Source organism: Pedobacter puniceum, from assembly GCF_009674685.1.
Taxonomy (GTDB): Bacteria; Bacteroidota; Bacteroidia; order Sphingobacteriales; family Sphingobacteriaceae; genus Pseudopedobacter; species Pseudopedobacter puniceum.
On the sequence record NZ_WKJI01000001.1, the window covers coordinates 1,134,988 to 1,152,708 of the forward strand.

Annotated in this window: 16 protein-coding genes and 2 tRNA genes; 15 read left to right on the forward strand and 3 right to left on the reverse strand. The window is 34.9% G+C overall.

Features of this window, described 5'->3' with window-relative positions:
- Positions 1 to 518: 518 nt before the first annotated feature.
- Positions 519 to 734, forward strand: coding sequence for a hypothetical protein (locus GJJ64_RS05120; protein ID WP_149074284.1), 216 nt, complete (start codon positions 519 to 521; stop codon positions 732 to 734).
- 44 nt (positions 735 to 778) lie between these two features.
- On the opposite strand, the gene GJJ64_RS05125 is transcribed toward GJJ64_RS05120, so the two are convergent.
- Positions 779 to 1,642 carry an N-acetylglucosamine kinase gene (locus GJJ64_RS05125; RefSeq protein ID WP_154286645.1) on the reverse strand — a complete coding sequence of 288 codons (864 nt, stop codon included), beginning with the start codon at positions 1,640 to 1,642 and terminating at the stop codon, positions 779 to 781.
- Between the two features lie 205 nt (positions 1,643 to 1,847).
- Here GJJ64_RS05125 and GJJ64_RS05130 point away from each other — a divergent pair, with 205 nt between their 5' ends.
- Positions 1,848 to 3,047 (forward strand): ROK family transcriptional regulator, encoded by a 1,200-nt coding sequence (locus GJJ64_RS05130; protein ID WP_154286646.1) that lies wholly within the window; start codon positions 1,848 to 1,850, stop codon positions 3,045 to 3,047.
- Positions 3,048 to 3,194: 147 nt separating this feature from the next.
- Here GJJ64_RS05130 and GJJ64_RS05135 read toward each other — a convergent pair.
- Positions 3,195 to 3,266 (reverse strand) — tRNA-Arg (locus tag GJJ64_RS05135).
- 194 nt (positions 3,267 to 3,460) lie between these two features.
- On the opposite strand from GJJ64_RS05135, the gene GJJ64_RS05140 reads away from it, so the two are divergent.
- The 13 genes from GJJ64_RS05140 (at position 3,461) to GJJ64_RS05195 (ending at position 16,098) form a co-directional block, all read left to right on the forward strand.
- A complete protein-coding gene (locus tag GJJ64_RS05140) occupies positions 3,461 to 5,845 on the forward strand; it encodes a heavy metal translocating P-type ATPase (protein ID WP_154286647.1) in 2,385 nt (794 codons plus the stop codon).
- Positions 5,842 to 6,024: a cbb3-type cytochrome oxidase assembly protein CcoS gene (ccoS, locus tag GJJ64_RS05145; RefSeq protein WP_154286648.1), complete on the forward strand. Its 183-nt coding sequence runs from the start codon at positions 5,842 to 5,844 to the stop codon at positions 6,022 to 6,024. Before GJJ64_RS05140 ends, ccoS begins: the two co-directional genes overlap by 4 nt.
- A 108-nt stretch (positions 6,025 to 6,132) precedes the next feature.
- Positions 6,133 to 8,250 (forward strand): cytochrome-c oxidase, cbb3-type subunit I, encoded by a 2,118-nt coding sequence (gene ccoN / locus GJJ64_RS05150; protein WP_154286649.1) that lies wholly within the window; start codon positions 6,133 to 6,135, stop codon positions 8,248 to 8,250.
- Positions 8,251 to 8,261: 11 nt separating this feature from the next.
- A complete protein-coding gene (locus GJJ64_RS16825) occupies positions 8,262 to 8,426 on the forward strand; it encodes a hypothetical protein (RefSeq protein ID WP_169449321.1) in 165 nt (54 codons plus the stop codon).
- Positions 8,427 to 8,437: 11 nt separating this feature from the next.
- Positions 8,438 to 9,301: a cbb3-type cytochrome c oxidase N-terminal domain-containing protein gene (locus GJJ64_RS05155; protein ID WP_154286650.1), complete on the forward strand. Its 864-nt coding sequence runs from the start codon at positions 8,438 to 8,440 to the stop codon at positions 9,299 to 9,301.
- 98 nt (positions 9,302 to 9,399) lie between these two features.
- Positions 9,400 to 10,776 (forward strand): cytochrome c oxidase accessory protein CcoG, encoded by a 1,377-nt coding sequence (gene ccoG / locus GJJ64_RS05160; protein WP_154286651.1) that lies wholly within the window; start codon positions 9,400 to 9,402, stop codon positions 10,774 to 10,776.
- Positions 10,777 to 10,785: 9 nt separating this feature from the next.
- A complete protein-coding gene (locus GJJ64_RS05165) occupies positions 10,786 to 11,199 on the forward strand; it encodes a FixH family protein (protein ID WP_154286652.1) in 414 nt (137 codons plus the stop codon).
- Positions 11,196 to 11,879 (forward strand): sulfite exporter TauE/SafE family protein, encoded by a 684-nt coding sequence (locus tag GJJ64_RS05170; RefSeq protein ID WP_154286653.1) that lies wholly within the window; start codon positions 11,196 to 11,198, stop codon positions 11,877 to 11,879. The genes GJJ64_RS05165 and GJJ64_RS05170 overlap by 4 nt, the downstream gene beginning before the upstream one ends.
- Before the next feature lie 103 nt (positions 11,880 to 11,982).
- A tRNA-Ser gene (locus GJJ64_RS05175) sits at positions 11,983 to 12,067 on the forward strand.
- 195 nt (positions 12,068 to 12,262) lie between these two features.
- Complete coding sequence (locus tag GJJ64_RS05180) at positions 12,263 to 13,342, forward strand: glycoside hydrolase family 88/105 protein (RefSeq protein ID WP_154286654.1); 1,080 nt, start codon at positions 12,263 to 12,265, stop codon at positions 13,340 to 13,342.
- Positions 13,343 to 13,437: 95 nt separating this feature from the next.
- Positions 13,438 to 14,451 (forward strand): LacI family DNA-binding transcriptional regulator, encoded by a 1,014-nt coding sequence (locus tag GJJ64_RS05185; RefSeq protein ID WP_154286655.1) that lies wholly within the window; start codon positions 13,438 to 13,440, stop codon positions 14,449 to 14,451.
- Positions 14,448 to 15,284, forward strand: coding sequence for a 5-dehydro-4-deoxy-D-glucuronate isomerase (gene kduI, locus GJJ64_RS05190; protein ID WP_154286656.1), 837 nt, complete (start codon positions 14,448 to 14,450; stop codon positions 15,282 to 15,284). The genes GJJ64_RS05185 and kduI overlap by 4 nt, the downstream gene beginning before the upstream one ends.
- 16 nt (positions 15,285 to 15,300) lie before the next feature.
- Positions 15,301 to 16,098: a gluconate 5-dehydrogenase gene (locus tag GJJ64_RS05195; RefSeq protein ID WP_154286657.1), complete on the forward strand. Its 798-nt coding sequence runs from the start codon at positions 15,301 to 15,303 to the stop codon at positions 16,096 to 16,098.
- 294 nt (positions 16,099 to 16,392) lie between these two features.
- Here GJJ64_RS05195 and GJJ64_RS05200 read toward each other — a convergent pair whose 3' ends face one another.
- Positions 16,393 to 17,526, reverse strand: coding sequence for an acyltransferase family protein (locus GJJ64_RS05200; protein WP_154286658.1), 1,134 nt, complete (start codon positions 17,524 to 17,526; stop codon positions 16,393 to 16,395).
- Positions 17,527 to 17,721: the final 195 nt, after the last annotated feature.

The following is a 17,721-nucleotide window of genomic DNA, read 5'->3' on the forward strand; positions in this document are numbered from 1 at the left end:
CAATTCCACAGGCATTTTCATAAGTTAGATTTTAACTCTAAGTAAGTAAATATTTATTGAAAGTCAAAATTAATGAAATTCAAAAAGAAAAATTAAAAATTCAAAAAATAAGAAACTAACCACCCAAAACTGAATTAAAAAGTAATCTTTAGAGCTGAAAGCATAATGCAAAAGGATAAAAGCTTAATCAATAATTCTCTCACTCTAAAATCAATCATTCAATCCATCAAAACTCACTAATTCTCTCATTCAAAAGTCAATCAATAAAAACAGATTGCTTCTTCGTTCCTCATCGCAATGACCAAGAAAATTCAAAAGGAAAAATTAAAAATTTAAAAACCAGAAAAGTCAGTTAAATTCAAAAGGAAAAATTCAAAATTAAAAAATAGGGAAGTCATCACTCAGAAACTAGCAACTGAAAACTGGAAACTAATTCAAAATCAATCAATAAAACTAACAACCCAAAACTGGAAACTCTTAACAGGCAACTGAACGAAAAAACAATATCTTTGAGCAATATGGAATTTTTTCAAGTACCGGGTATTTTTAAGGATAGTATTTGCAGAGCAAAAGAAGAGAAAAATGGTGTTTATACCATTTCTTTAAATGCTGTAAAGATTGGTTCAATTGTAAAAGAAAATGGTGGCTGGCGCTTGTTAGAGCAATTAAAAGAAGAGTTAAGCGCAGAAAATGTGCAACTAATTGGCCAAAGGATTGATGAAAGAAACCATTAGTCAACCCCCAGAATTTCTCCGGGGATTAACAATGGCATTCCAAACTAAACAACCTGATCTTTATTAATTAAAGTTTCGTGATATTTGATTAACCCATCTATCGGGTTTCTAATGATATTTCCTACAGACATGTTAAACTCTGCCGCCACCTCTATTAAAAAAGGTAAGTAGTTGTGCGCTACAGAGCCTACACAGTTAAAGCTATATTTTTCATAATCGGGGTAATGGCAAATGATATTGGTAAACAAAGCTCTAAAGGCATTTTTTACTAAATCTATAATGTATGGGTGTGCTATATGCTCGCCCACAAACCTGCTAAAGCTTGCACTAAACCTATTTGGTAAAGGTTTGGTATAAATTTGATTGATCACTTCATCAGGCGTGATTTTAAAAGTATCCCAAAAAAGTTCTTGTAAATCTTTAGGTAACAAGGCTCTGCAATAAGCTATTAACAATTGTTTACCTAGGTATGCTCCGCTCCCTTCATCGCCCAAAACAAAACCTAAAGAATCTACTTGGTAAACCATTTTTTCTCCATCAAACAAACAACTATTGGTTCCGGTACCTAAAATAGCTACAAAACCTGCTTGGTTGCCTAAAACAGAACGAGCAGCGGCTAATAAATCAGACTGTACGCTTATATTTTCGGCATGTTTAAATACGCTTTGTAAGGCTTGCTCAACAACAGGTATTTTATCGGTACTGCAACCAGCTCCGTAAAAATAAATGGCAGCAACTTGTGCTACATTTATATCAACTGGTAAATGATTGGTAATTGCATCAGCAATGTATTTACTATCAACATAATAAGGATTAAAGCCTTCTGTATTGAAATAAATATGCTCTTTACCGGGTTGTAAATAACACCAACTGGTTTTGGTTGAACCACTATCTGCAATTAAAATCATGCTTGTTTATCGTATTTAAATGGAATGATGAAGAATAAGTCCTCTCTCATTGCATCCAAAAATAATAAAAGAATTGAAAACTTTAAAAAATTATTAAAAAGATATAATTATATAATTAAATATTTTTTAAACAGATTTCTCTTTTGAAAAAATCCTCGTATTTTTTTTATATTGGCGCATTCGTTGAGATACATAAATTTGTAAGATGTTTAATACCAATAAGAAAAATGCCAAACTCTATTTCGATATTATACAACAACTGTATTATGGCGGAATATTATCTTGTGCAGACCTCAGCAATTTAATTGATAAAAGTATACCACTGGTTACCAAATCATTAAATCATCTTATAGAAACTGGTTTTGTGGTAGAGAAAGGTTACGCAGCATCTAGCGGTGGCCGTAGACCACTGATGTATGCCGTTAAGCATGATAGGCTGTTTATTGTTACAGTTGCTATGGATCAGCTTTTAACCAGAATTGGTATTATAGATTTAGCCAATCATTACGTATCTCCGGTTGAGTTTGTAAGCCTTAAACTAAAAGATAACCCTAACGCTTTAGAAAAGCTTACCGAAATTATAGATACGCACATCAAAAAATCGGGTATTGATAGAGAAAAAATTATTGGTGTTGGTATCGGGATGCCTGGTTTTGTAAATACGCAAGAAGGTATCAACTATACTTATTTAACTAACAAAGAAAAAAGCATCACCAAACATATCGGTAAGGCTATCGGCTTGCCGGTGTTTATAGATAACGACTCGAGTTTAATTGCCCTTTCTGAGCTTAAATTTGGTTTGGCAAAAGATATTAAAAACGTAATGGTGATTAACCTAAGCTGGGGAATTGGTTTAGGTATGATTATCAACGGACAGCTTTTTAGAGGTGAAAACGGGTTTGCCGGAGAGTTTAGTCATATCCCCATCTCAGAAAATGGAGTTTTATGCTCTTGCGGTAAACAGGGATGCTTAGAAGTTGAAGCTTCTTTATTGGCTGTTACTGAAAAAGCTATTGAAGGCCTAAAAAACGGACGAAAATCTAATTTTAAATATCAGGAAGAAGAATCTAAACTGGCTGTAGCCGATGCTTTAATAGAGGTAGCCAACCAAGGCGACCAATACGCTATAGAGTTAATTTCTGAAGCTGCTTATAAAATTGGTAAAGGTTTATCTATTTTAATACATATTACCAACCCTAAAGCTATCGTAATTAGCGGTCGTGGTGTTAAAGCCGGAAATTTACTCTTACCTCCTATTCAGCAAGCTTTAAACCAGCATTGTATACCGCGTTTATCTAGAGATACTGATATTTACATTTCTGATATTGGTTTTGATGCAGAATTAATAGGCTCGGCCATTTTAGTGATGGAACAGTATGTACCGAAGGGGTTGAAAAGTTTTTAAGGCGAAAAGCTTAAAGCTAAAAGCGGAAGGCTTAAAGCTAAAGGCGATGAATTATTTTGATTCGTTAATCTTCATATAGAACTGGAAACTCGCAACAGGTAACTGATAACCGACTCCAAATCAATCAATCAATCAAAAATACCTTTGCGCCCCCGAAGGGATTCGAACCCCTACCAATGGTACCGGAAACCATCATTCTATCCATTAAACTACGGAGGCAATAGCTGCAAATATAGAAATACATTTCAATTATTTTTAGGCTAAAACCTTAGCTTGCCAAGCTTCATTGGCCCTATCATCTAACAAGAGTTGAAACCTCCTCTATAATGTAACAGTATAAATATGACGATAATCATATTTTGTTAACCAATTAAATCATTTCCCTGCCCACCTTAAATCAGCAGTTTTGTTTTATGGCTATACTAACCGGAACTACATGCTACCACTGTGGTAATGATTGTTATACAGAAGAACATCAAAAAGATGAGAAATCTTTTTGTTGCACTGGCTGCTTAAGTGTTTACACTATCCTATCTAAAAGTAAACTGGGTAATTATTATCAGTTAAACCAACATCCTGGTGAAACTCAAGCATCAGGAAATAAACAATTTGCTTATCTGGATGAACCAGAAATTATCCAACAGCTTATTGATTATACCGATGAACAAAAAACCATCATCTCTCTTTACGTTCCTGCTATACATTGCAGTTCTTGTATTTGGTTATTAGAGCATTTGTATACCCTGCATCCCGGTATTTTAGAAAACCGTGTTGATTTTCTTAAAAAACAGGTTTATATCCAATTTAACCCTCAACAAATTAGCCTAAGAGCTTTGGTTGAGCTGATGAGTAGCATAGGCTACGAGCCTTTAATTAGCTTGCAAGATGTAGTTAAAAAAAATAGCAGACAAACAGATAACCTCTCTAAAAAAATTGCTGTTGCGGGTTTTTGTTTTGGTAATGTGATGTTACTAAGCTTTCCGGCATATTTTGGTTTATCAGAAACGGAGGCTAAGTTTGGCGAGTTCTTTAGCTTACTGAATATCTTATTCTGTATTCCGGCTTTCTTTTACTCAGGTAAAGATTATTTTGTTAATGCCTGGCAAAACCTAAAAGTTGGTGTTTTAAATATTGATTTCCCCCTAGCGCTAGGCATTTTTGTACTCTTTGTTAGAACCATTGTAGAATATGTTTTCAATACTGGTCATGGCTTTGCTGATACCCTAACAGGTTTAGTGTTTTTCTTATTGATAGGTAGGTTTATGCAGCAAAAAACCTATTATCATTTATCTTTTGAAAGAGATTACCGTTCTTTTTTCCCGGTTGCAGTACAAGTTTTAAATGAGGATGGAAGTGAAAAATCTGTAGCTCTTGAAAAATTAGTTCAAGGCGATAGAATCCTCATCAAAAACCAAGAAATAATACCTGCTGACGCTATTTTGTTAAAAGGCGATGCCTTAATTGATTTTAGTTTTGTTACCGGAGAATCTTTACCTGTAAGCAAAACTTTGGGCGAGATTATTTATGCTGGTGGCAGGCAAACAGGTAGTGCTTTAGAACTAGAAGTGATTAAACCGGTTTCGCAAAGTTATTTAACCAAATTATGGAATAACGAGGTTTTCCAAAAGCAAGAATCCACTAAAATTAAAACCTTCTCTACCAAAGTGAGCCATTACTTCAGTATTGTATTGCTGGCTTTGGCTTTTGGCACTTTATTATTTTGGCTACCACAAGACTGGCGTACAGGATTATCTGCCTTTACCGCGATATTGATTATTGCTTGCCCATGTGCATTGGCACTAAGCACACCTTTTACCATGTCGGCAGCTTTAAGCATCTTAGATAAAAACAAATTCTACCTTAAAAATACCGATGTGGTTGAGCAATTAGCCGCCATAGATACCATCGTGTTTGATAAAACAGGTACTGTAAGTATAGCAGAAAATCAAGGTGTTATCTTTAAAGGGCAGTTAAATCATGTAACAAAAGATATTATTTATGCTGCTTGTAAAAACTCCTCTCACCCACATAGCAGAAGAATTTGCTCTTTTTTAGGGCACAGAAATACGGTGGCTATCTCCCATTATCAAGAACTCACTGGAAAAGGAATTTCTGCCATATATGATGGTAAAGAAGTTTTAATAGGTAGCAGACAACTGGTTACAGGCCAAAAAGATGGCAAACAAGAATTTCCTGAGGTACATATTAAAATTGGAGAGCAGTATATAGGCTTTTTCGAGCTTAAACAAAGGTTCAGGAAAGATTTAAATCAGCTTTTAAGCAACATCAATAAAAATTATCATACTTATTTATTATCTGGTGATTCTAACCAGGATGCCGAGGTATTACAATCTTATTTTAAAAGTCCGTCGCATTTGCAGTTTAAGCAATCTCCGCAAGATAAACTCAATTTCATTAAAGAAAAACAAGAACAAAAAGCCAAAGTGATGATGATTGGTGATGGCCTAAACGATTCTGGAGCATTAAAACAAAGTGATGCTGGTATTGCCGTAACAGATCATATCAATAATTTCACCCCTGGCAGCGATGCTATTTTAGATGGTTCGGTTTTACACCTACTGCCACAATTCTTGAAATTTTCAAAATCGGCAGTAAAAGTTATTCATATTTCTTTTGGGATATCTCTTACTTATAACATTATAGGGTTAAGCGTTGCTGTTACCGGGCAATTATCGCCACTTTTTGCAGCTATTTTAATGCCTTTAAGTACAGTCACCATTATATCTTTCACCAGCCTGGCAACACATTACATGGCTAAAAAACACCAATTATCATGAGTACCATTTTCTTTTTAATAGGCTGCAGCGTTTTGGTAGCTATTGTTTTTTTACTTGCCTTTTTGTGGGCACAAAACAACGGACAGCATACGGATTTATATACGCCATCTATAAGAATTTTAATGGATGATGCAGACGATAAACAAACAACAGAAGAGCAATTTCCTGCTTCTAAATAGGTATTATTTAAAAATGTGATATGGCTCACTTTTATGAATAAGCAAAGTCATTCTATTGTCATTAGAGCCAAAGTAATTTTACACCATCAAAAAAGCTAATCTTTAATTATGCAGCCAGATAAATTTTATTACGACAACAAAATTGTAAGAGACTTTACCATTGCCACCATTGTTTGGGGCATTATTGGTATGTTGGTTGGTTTATTGGTAGCCGTACAATTGTATGCACCGGCAGCCAACCTAGACTCGCAGTACACCACTTTTGGGCGTGTACGTCCTTTACACACCAATGCGGTAATTTTCGCCTTTGTTGGTAATGCCATTTTCATGGGCGTTTATTACTCTTTACAAAGGTTATTAAAAGCCAGAATGTTTAGTGATGTCTTAAGCCGTATCCATTTCTGGGGATGGCAATTAATCATCGTCTCGGCTGTTATAACTTTACCTTTAGGACTTACCAGTTCTCATGAATATGCAGAGCTAGAATGGCCTATTGATATTGCTATTACTTTAATTTGGGTAGTTTTTGGTATCAATATGTTTGGTACCATCATCAAAAGAAGAGAAAGACACTTATATGTAGCTATCTGGTTTTACATAGCCACTTTTGTAACAGTTGCTGTTTTACACATTGTAAACTCTTTCCAACTACCTATTTCTGCCTTTAAAAGCTATTACTTATTTGCTGGTGTACAAGATGCTTTGGTACAGTGGTGGTATGGGCACAATGCCGTTGCGTTTTTCTTAACCACACCTTATTTAGGGATGATGTATTACTTCTTACCTAAAATGGCTAACAGACCAGTATATTCTTACCGTTTAAGTATTTTACACTTTTGGGCTTTAATATTTATTTACATCTGGGCAGGTCCACACCACTTATTATATACTTCTTTACCAGGATGGGCGCAATCTTTAGGCGTAGTTTTCTCTATCATGCTTATTGCACCAAGCTGGGGCGGTATGATAAACGGTTTACTAACCCTACGTGGCGCTTGGGATAAAGTTAGAGATGATGTTACCCTAAAATTTATGGTGGTTGCACTTACCGCTTATGGTATGGCAACATTTGAAGGTCCTATGCTTTCTTTAAAAGAAGTAAATGCGGTAGCACACTTTACAGACTGGATAGTGGCACACGTTCACGTGGGTGCTTTAGGCTGGAACGGATTTTTAACATTTGGCATCATCTACTGGATGATTCCTAAAATGTATAAAAACGGTTTATACTCGCAAAAATTAGCTTCTTTCCACTTCTGGATTGGCACTTTAGGTATCTTATTCTATGCCATACCGATGTACTGGGCAGGTTTCACCCAAGGTTTAATGTGGAAAGAGTTTACACCAGAAGGTTTATTAAAATATCCAAACTTCTTAGAAACTACTTTAAGAATAATCCCAATGCACATTATGCGCTCTATTGGTGGTACCATGTACCTTGCCGGAGTTATTGTAATGGCATATAACATCTACAAAACCATGACTTTAGGTAAATTGGTAGAAAACGAAGCTGCTGAGGCTTTACCATTACCTAAAATGGATGAAACTGAAGCTAAAAAAGAATTCTGGCACCGCAAATTAGAGCGTAAGCCAATGGCTTTATTGGTATTCAGCTTAATTGTGATATTAATTGGTGGTATTGTAGAGATGATTCCTACTTTCTTTATCTCTTCTAACGTACCAACAATCAGTTCTGTAAAACCATATACAGCTTTAGAAGTACAGGGTAGAGATTTATACATAAGAGAGGGTTGCGTAAACTGCCACTCGCAAACCATTAGACCATTTAGATCTGAAACAGAACGTTATGGAGAATACAGCAAAGCAGGTGAGTTTGTTTATGATCATCCATTCTTGTGGGGTTCTAAACGTACCGGGCCAGATTTACACAGACAAGGCGGTAAATACAGCAATGCTTGGCACTACAACCATATGCTAGACCCTAGAACCATGTCGCCAGGTAGTATTATGCCAGCTTATGATTGGTTAATCAGCCAAGAGCTAGATACTACTACAACGGCATCTAAAATTAAAGCACTACGTTCTCTAGGTGTTCCTTATCCTGATGGCTATGAGCTTATCGCTAACCAAGATTTAGATAAACAGGCTAAAGGTATTAGCGAGAACTTGGCTAAAGACAAAATTAAGGTAGGTAGCAATAAAGAAATCGTAGCCATTATTGCTTATTTACAAAGATTAGGAACAGATATTAAAGCTAAAAATTAAAAAATAAGGCCATGTTTAAACAATTGAATGATCTAAACGGAAACGAGATATACATGCTATTATCGCTGTTCATCTTTTTCACCTTCTTTGTTGGGGCTACTATAGCGCTTATCAAAATGAAAAAGAGCCATGTAAACTATATGGAAAACATTCCATTAGAATCTGATAACGATTAATACTCAAGAACATGAAATTTATAAAACCCATATTTGTTCTCATGATGTTGCTGTTAACAGCACAATCAACCTTTGCCACTACTGGCGAGTTGATGAATAATATAGCATTGGTTGCCATTTTAGCTATGCTAGTTTTAATTGGTATCGTTTGTTTGGTATTACTTAAAACTTTTAGAGTAATGGCTGCTTTACTATTAAAACCAGAAGAAGCAAAAGCAGCTACCCAAAATAGCCCCGATTATGAATTTGTTCTTCAAGCAGAAAAATCTGCTAAACCAACTTTCTGGCAAAAAGTACTGTCTTTAAAACCTCTATCGGAGGAAAAAGACATGATGATAGACCATGATTACGATGGCATACAAGAGTTAGATAACCCTACACCAGGATGGTTTATGTACCTTTTCTATGCAACTATTGCTTTTGCTTTTGTGTACATCTTAAACTTCCATGTGTTTAATTTAGGGAAGTTACAAGATGAAGAATACGCTATTGAGGTTAAAGAAGCAGAAACTGCAAAAGCAGCTTTCTTAGCACAATCTGCCAATAATGTTGATGAAAATACTGTGGCATTAAGTACAGATGCTGGTGTTATTGCAGAAGGGAAAGCTATTTACACTAAAAACTGTGTGGCATGCCATGGTGCAAATGGCGAAGGTACTGTTGGACCAAACCTTACTGATGATTATTGGTTACATGGCGGAAAAATCAATAACGTATTTAAAACCATTAAATATGGTGTACCAGAAAAAGGTATGGTTTCTTGGGAGAAACAGCTTACACCAAAACAAATTTCTGATGTTGCTAATTACATCAAATCTTTAGCGGGTACCAATCCGCCCAACGGGAAAGAACCGCAAGGAGATAAAGAATCCTAAGGATTTTTAGCATTTAGATTTACGATTTTAGGATGATTCTAAAATCGTAAATCTTACATCATCTACCTAAAAACAAGGCTTCAAAATATTAAATGAATATGGAAGAAATAACTTATCATAGCACTGTAGAAGCAACCGGAAAAAGAAGATGGCTTTATCCATTAGTGAGGAAAGATAAATGGTATAAATACAGAAGCTATCTAAGCTATTTCCTTCTTTTATTTTTATTTGCTGCGCCACATATCAAAATACAAGGGCATCAACTTCTGCTTTTCAATATCATCGATAGAAAATTTATTCTATTCTCTCATGTTTTTTGGCCGCAAGACTTTTTCATTTTTGTATTAGCCACACTCCTATTTTTGGTGTGTATTGTGCTTTTTACCATTGCTTTTGGCAGGGTGTTTTGTGGCTGGGTTTGTCCTCAAACTATTTTTATGGAAATGGTTTTCAGAAAAATTGAAATTTGGATAGAAGGCGAACCTGCTGCAAGAAAAAAGCTAGATGAAGGGCCATGGACTAGCGATAAAATCATCAAAAAAACAATTAAACACAGCTTGTTTCTATTAATATCCTTCCTTATAGCTAATACTTTTTTAGCTTATATTATTGGTAGCGATGAGTTGATTCAAATCATGATTGAGCCTCCTGCCCAACACCTGGTAGGTTTTATTGGTATTTGGATATTTACTTTGGTGTTTTACCTGGTATTTACCAAAGTAAGAGAATTGGTTTGTATTGTGGCTTGTCCTTATGGCCGTTTACAAGGTGTGATGCTAGATAAAAACTCTTTGGTTGTTGCTTATAATTATTTAAGAGGCGAACCAAGGGGAAGAATTAGAAAAGCCGAGAAACAAGAAAATCTTGGCGACTGCGTAGATTGTAATTTATGCGTAGCTGTATGCCCTACCGGGATAGATATTAGAAAAGGAACGCAATTAGAATGCGTAAACTGCACTGCTTGTATTGATGCCTGCGACCAAGTGATGGATAAAATACATAAGCCTCGTAATCTGATAGGTTATTATTCTGAAGAGATGATTAAAAACCAAACTAGCCCTAGGTTTACTTCAAGGATGAAAGCTTATTCTGTAATTATTTTATTATTAGCTTCTGTGCTTACCTATTTCATCATCAGCAGAAAAGATATTGATATTACCGTTTTAAGAGCTGCAGGCATGCTTTATCAAGAGCAACCTGGAGGCTATGTAAGTAACCTGTACCATGCCGAGCTCATCAATAAAACAACAGAAAAACTTCATATTTCTATTAAACCGGTTGATGACCGAATCAAAATAAAATGGGTACAGACTGCAAATGATGTAGAAAAAGAAAGCGTTAGTAAGACAACATTCTTTTTATTAGTACCTTCAAACATGATAAAGGAAAGTAAAACCAATATCAGTTTGGATGTGTATCGTGGTAAAGAGAAACAATACACCATCAAAACAAATTTTTTAGGACCGGTAAATTAATTTCAGAATATGAATTGGGGAAAAGGATTAGTCATTGGATTGGGGCTTTTTATGAGCTTTGTGATATTTCTTGTAGTGATGATGTTTAAAGCGCCAGACGATAGCTACGATAAAGACTATTATGAAAAAGGCTTGGCTTATGATAAAGAATTTGATCAGAAAAAGCAGGTTGTAACAGACCAAGCCACACCAAAAGTACAGGTGAATGATGATTTTGTGTACATCAGCTTTAATGATTTAAGCTCAGGTACTGCAGAATTTAAAAGACCTTCTGACAAAGCTTTAGACAAAACCTTTGATTTAAAAGATAAGCAAGTACAAATACCAAGAGCAAGTTTAGCTAAAGGCGAGTGGAAACTTATCATCAGATGGCAAAACCAAGATAAAAGCTACTGGCATGAAGAAAACTTATTTTTACCATGAACCACTTACAACTAGCCTTTATTATAGGTTTATTGGGTAGTTGGCATTGTGTAGGGATGTGTGGGCCCTTGGCTTTTGCCATACCCGGTAACACCAATAAAACTACTTTAATAGTAGAAAAACTTAGCTATAATTTAGGCAGAGCTATTTCTTATGCTTTCTTAGGTTTATTAATAGGCTTATTAGGTAAACAATTGTGGATTGCCGGTTTCCAACAAAGTTTAAGTATCATAAGCGGTGCTTTAATCATGATGGCAGCTATGATACAACTTATCCCTAGGTTAAACAGTAAAATTGGCTTAGGTAAATTCTCGAGTTTTAACCCAATCCAGTCACTCATTATAAAAGCTATAAAATTTAGAAGCGGACATTTTATAATTGGGATGCTAAACGGCTTTTTGCCTTGCGGATTTGTTTACTTAGCCTTGGCTACCGCCTTAAACACCAGTAGCGCTACACAATCTGCTTTGTTTATGTTTTTCTTTGGTTTAGGCACCCTCCCATTAATGCTTATAGCCACCTTAGGTTTTAATTTCGCAAAACCTAGTTTACGGAAAGCTATCAACAACGTACTTCCTTGGTTTATGTTTTTGATGGGCTTATGGTTAATTTTAAGAGGTGCTAATTTAAATATTCCGTTTTTAAGTCCGGTTTTAAGCGAAGGTGCTATCTGTCATTAAGTTTAAATCCTAATTTTTAAACTTTATCTACAAGATTATCAATACATTAAAAAATAGTTAAAATTAAATTTGTGTAAAGCAATAGCTTTTGTACTTTTGCGGCGGAGAGTTGGCAGAGTGGTCGATTGCGGCAGTCTTGAAAACTGTTGACTGTAACAGGTCCGGGGGTTCGAATCCCTCACTCTCCGCCCAGTATAAAAAAAGCCTTAAAATCATAAGATTTTAAGGCTTTTTTGGTTTAAACACCTATTCAATCTCTATTTTTCACCTCTATCTTACACCTAATATCCTGACAATAAAACTTAATAATTTGCCAGTAGTATGGCATAACAAATTCATCAGTATAGCTTATTTTTCCTTTCAATACCATAAGCTTATAAACCATGAAAAAAGCAACACTCCAAATTATTTTACTCTTTATAGTCTTACAAGCACAAGCTCAAAAGCAAGCATTATCTGCACTTCAAAAATGGCCTAAAGGCTATAACCCAAAAGAAGTAGGCTTAAAAATCGTTAATAATTTTATCCCTCGTCCAAATATGTTAACCCCACAAGATACTACTATACATTATGCGCAAGTTTGTACGTGGTATGGCAGTTTAACATTTGCTCAACTCACCAAAAACAAAGCCTTACAAACGCAGCTTATCAATAAATTTGATACTTTAATGCTAAATCAAGACATTATCCCTACTAGAGAACATGTAGACTATAATGTGTTTGGCATTATTCCTTTAGAAATTGCTATCCAAACTAAAAATAAAGAAAAGCTAGCCTTTGGTAAAGAAAAGGCTGAAACACAATGGAAAAATCCGTTGCCAAATGGCATGAGTAAGCAAACCAGGTATTGGATAGACGATATGTACATGATCTCTGTTTTACAAACTCAAGCTTACCGAGCAACAAAAGACCCTATTTATTTAGAAAGAGCAGCCTTACAAATGGTTTCTTATCTAGATTCGCTGCAAAAAGATAATGGATTATTTTTTCATGGTAATAAAGGCAAATTCTTTTGGGGAAGAGGGAATGGATGGATGGCCGCTGGTATGACAGAATTATTAAGAGAATTACCTAAAAGTAATCCAAATTATCCTAAAATTATGTCTGGCTATACCAAAATGATGAACGCCTTATTAAAATATCAAGATAAAAAAGGTTTATGGCACCAATTGGTAGATTATCCTGAAGCTTGGGAAGAAACTTCATCCTCGGCCATGTTTACATTCGCCTTCATCACAGGCGTAAAAAATGGCTGGTTAAACCCTTCAAAATACATTCCGGCAACACAAAAAGCTTGGAAAGCTTTGGTGGATAAAATAGATGAAAAGGGCAATATACATGATGTTTGTGCTGGAATGGGACAAAAAGTAGATGCTGCTGGTTATTTAAGTGCCAGAAAAGTAAATGGAGATTATCACGGACAAGCACCTGTATTATGGTGTGCTTCTGCCCTGCTTAGATAATTAACATTAAATAACTATCATTTTTTAATGTTAAAAATTATTTAATACAAACGTTTGCACAAATACAATAAATAGTTTAGATTTGGGCAACCTAAATGACAAAGAAAGTAACCATAAAAGATATTGCCCGCGAGTTGAATACCAATTATTCAACCGTTTCTAGGGCTTTAAATGATAGCCCTAAAATTAGTGATGCTACCAAACAAAATGTTTTAAGACAAGCAAAATTAATGGGTTACCAACCAAATTCTTTTGCTCAAAAATTAAAAAAAGGCTATAGTAATACCATTGGCTTAATTGTACCGCGTATCAACCGTGTTTTCTTTTCTAACGTTATACATGGCGTAGAAACCATTGCTAAGCAACAAGGTTTTAATGTGATTATTTGCCAATCTAACGAAAGTGTTAAAGACGAGGAAGATAACGTAAAAACGCTACTCAGCAATAACGTGGCGGGTATCATCATGTCTATATCCAAAGAAACCCAAACACAAGACTCTTTTCAGGAGATTTTAAATAATAAAATCCCTTTCGTAATGTTTGATAGGGCTTTAAATAACTTAGTAAGCAATCAAGTAGTAAATGATAATTTTAAAGGAGCTTATGAAGTTACAGCACATCTTATAAAACAGGGTTATCAAAAAATCATTCACTTTAGCGGCCCTCTTTATATCAACATCTATCAAGACAGGTTAGAAGGCTATAAAAAAGCATTAGAAGATTATAAGATAGCTTTTAACCCCAATTTTGTTATTGAAAATACCCTTACCAAAGACAAAGGTATTGCTGCTGTAGAGCAGTTATTGAAACAAAAAATAGATTTTGATGCCATTTTTGCTTCTGGTGATTACTCTGCCTTAGGGGCTATTTTATGTTTAAGACAGCATGAAATTCTAGTGCCCGAGCAAGTTGGTGTTGCTGGCTTTGCTAACGAGCCTTTTACAGAATTATTAGACATAACCTCTGTAGAACAGTTTAGTACCGATATGGGTAAATCTGCAGCCAGTTTATTATTAGACAAAATACAGCATAAAGACACCTCAGATCAACATCAGAATATTGAAATATTACCACAATTAATTATTAGAAAATCAACTCAAAAGTTATGAAATATACAGAAAGATATGCTGCGCATCCGGCAGATTTCAAAAATTACGACACCACAAGAATTAGAGAAGAATTTTTAATGCCTGATTTATTTCAGCAAGATGAAATAAGCCTGGTTTATTCTCTTTACGATAGATACATTGTTGGTGGTGCTTTACCCGTAAACAAAACACTAGTTTTAGAAACAATTGATCCTTTAAAAGCTCCTTATTTTTTAGAAAGAAGAGAGTTAGGTATCATCAATGTTGGTGCTAAAGGTACTGTTGTTGCTGATGGTATTAGCTATGAACTAGGTTATAAAGAAGCTTTATATATTGGTAAAGAAACTAAAGAGGTGAGTTTTAGCTCGGCAAATGCACAAGAGCCAGCTAAGTTTTACATCAACTCTGCTCCTGCTCATCATAAATTCCCTACTAAAAAAGTAACGCTTAACGAAGCAGAAATTGTAGAAATGGGAAGTTTAGAAACTTGTAACGCTCGTAGAATTTGTAAACTGTTGGTTAGCTCTGTGGTAGAAACTTGTCAATTACAAATGGGTTTAACAGAGCTTAAAACCGGTAGCGTTTGGAATACCATGCCAGCGCACACGCATAATAGAAGAATGGAAGCTTATTTCTACTTCGAAGTTCCACAAAACCAAGCAGTTTGCCACTACATGGGTCAGCCAGATGAAACACGTCATATTTGGATGACTAATGAGCAAGCTGTCTTTTCTCCATCTTGGTCTATCCATAGTGGTGCAGGTACATCAAACTACTCTTTTATATGGGGTATGGCTGGTGAAAACCTAGATTATGGAGATATGGATATTGTTCAACCTTTTCAACTTAAATAATTAAACAACAATGAATATGAACTCTTTATTTGATTTATCCGGCAAAGTAGTACTTGTAACCGGAGGCACACACGGAATTGGTTTTGCTATTGCTACAATGCTAGGAAAAGCTGGAGCTAAGATTTGTGTTAACGATATTTTTGAAGATAAACTTGAAGCTTGTAAAGTAGAATACAAAAAGCATGGTATTGATGCTTATACTTTAAAATTTGATGTAACAGACGAGGCTGATGTTGACCGCGGAATTACCCAAATTGAAAATGAAGTTGGTAGCATTGATATTTTAGTAAACAATGCAGGTATCATCAAAAGAATTCCAATTTTAGATATGCCAATTGCAGATTTCAAGCAAGTTATTGATATTGACTTAATTGCACCTTTAATTATTTCTAAGCGTGTTGCACCTAACATGATTAAAAAGAGATACGGTAAAATCATCAATATGTGTTCTATGATGAGTATTTACGGAAGAAATTCTGTATCTGCTTATGCTGCTGCAAAAGGTGGTTTAAAACTATTAACAGCTAATATGTGCTGCGAGTGGGCTAAATACAACATCCAAGTAAATGGTATTGGGCCAGGTTATATTGCAACTTCACAAACAGCTGCTATTAGAGAAGGTAACCACCCTTTCAACGATTTAGTGATGACTAGAACCCCTGCTGGAAGATGGGGAGAGCCAGAAGATGTGGCTAATGCTGCTTTATTCTTAGCTTCTAAAGCTAGTGATTTCGTTAACGGACATATCCTGTTTGTTGATGGTGGTATCTTAGCTAACTTTGGTTACGTTAAAGGCGAAAACGATATCGTTTAAACACGATTTAAACCATATTTAAAAACCGATTAAGTTGTAAAAAGCTTAATCGGTTTTTTGTTTATAAAAGAAATATCAAAAAAATCATAGAACCTTTGTTCTATAAACCGGGGCGGCAGCGGTATCTTTTTGCCATCAGAATTTTCATGTATCAAGACTACTTTTTGGCAAAAAATTTAGCAGAGCACCGGACTAGCGGAAAATAGTAATCCTGTAATTGCTTTCTAAAAAAACAAAAAAGCCTCGAAGCTGAATTTCAAAATTCTAAAATCACTCCTTCAAAAATCAAGATTCTTAAACCTTCACATATATCTTCCTTTTATCTAACACATAACCTATTAGCCAAAGCAACAAAGTATAAACAATTGCAAAAGCTAAGGATGCATTTTTATCTGATAACCAAGGCATAAACAAATTCTCGAAAGCCAACTTTGATAAAGAAGTGCCATCAATTTTGATAAGATGTAAAATCTTAATCAATAAACCTGATAATACATAAATAAACAAAGGATTTTTACCAAACACCTCAAAGAAATAAGTCCATTTACTATAGTTTACAATTTCTATGACATAAATTAAAAAGGCCAATAATAATAAATCCCAACCGCTACTGTATACCACATAAGAACTTGTCCACATAGGTTTATTGATAGGTAGCACCGTATCCCAAAGCAATGCAATAGCCACTAAAACACCGCCTCCGATAAAGAAATTCAAAGCTATTTTAGCTTTATTGGTATTTTCTTGGATGTATTTACCAATTAAAAAACCAAGGGTTACATGTACTATAGCGGGTATATGACTTAATAGTCCGGATGGATCAAAGGGAACAGGGAAACCTTTATATAAATTTTCTGCTGGAAACAACCATAAATCTACCTGCCTTACCACGTTGGTTTCTAAACTATAAGGGTCGGCCCCAGTACCAAAGGCATATAAAATAAACCAATAAAACAGCAGTAAGCCCACACTTATGGTGATGATAGCTACTCTTTTAAAATAATAAACAATTAAAGCTCCAAATAAATAACAAATGGCAATACGCTGTAAAACTCCCCATAACCTTTGGTCTAAAAAGTTTTTAGCTACCAAATCGCCATCTTTCCATTCTATAAAAGGGAAATAGCCTAATAAAAAACCTATCAAGAATATTAAGAAGGCTCTTTTAAGTATTTTTTTGAGGAAAGCAGCATCACCTTGTGCTTTTAATTTTTGCATCCCAAAGCTTAAGGCATTACCTACCACAAATAAAAAGGTAGGGAAAACCAAATCTGTAATGGTAAAACCATGCCATGCAGCATGTTTAAAAGGAGCATAAATATAATTTCTGCTACCAGGGGTGTTTACCACTATCATTAAGAATATGGTTAAGCCTCTTAAAACATCTAAAGACAGATACCTTGATGAGCTAAGTTTAAATTGTTCCATACATGAGTTTGATTCTTATCATTAAAACTTGTATGCACAGGCTTGTGATGCAAGAGTTTGTCTTGAAAAGAAACTCCTCATCTTACACTTTAACCAAGCTATGCAAAACCCAGATTTAATTAAATAAAAGTTTATAACGGTTTAATTATTAAAGATATAAACTTTAAACACATTTTAAAATACTGTTTATCATCA